This is a genomic window from Pantoea sp. GbtcB22, from assembly GCF_019091025.1.
Lineage (GTDB): Bacteria > Pseudomonadota > Gammaproteobacteria > Enterobacterales > Enterobacteriaceae > Pantoea > Pantoea leporis.
Window position 1 is genome coordinate 1 of sequence record NZ_JAGXKB010000374.1, and the last position, 259, is coordinate 259.

1 protein-coding gene is annotated in these 259 nt (G+C 44.8%); it reads right to left on the minus strand.

What is annotated here, in order from left to right; translation table 11 throughout:
• Positions 1–20: 20 nt before the first annotated feature.
• Positions 21–259 (minus strand): hypothetical protein (locus KVT28_RS25510; RefSeq protein ID WP_217551009.1); only part of this gene is annotated, 239 nt, incomplete at its 5' end.

A 259-nucleotide genomic window follows, 5' to 3' on the forward strand; every position in this document is an offset into this window, starting at 1 on the left:
GGATTGCGTGGAGAAATCATTCATGCCCACAGCAAGGAATTGATACAGTAGAGGGCCTTGTGTTTTTGAAAAGAACACAAGGCCTTTTTGTTGCCGGTTTCATTGTCGGGGTAATTCCCGGTAAGATGGCGAGGAAACCGGAAGAATGAAAGTGCTTTTCTCTGTTCAACATAATACGATGTGTAAGTATGTGCCGCTAAAGGTTCGAACTCCAGCGGGAACATAGAAGCAGATGCAAAACCAGTCAATCCTTTGGAAG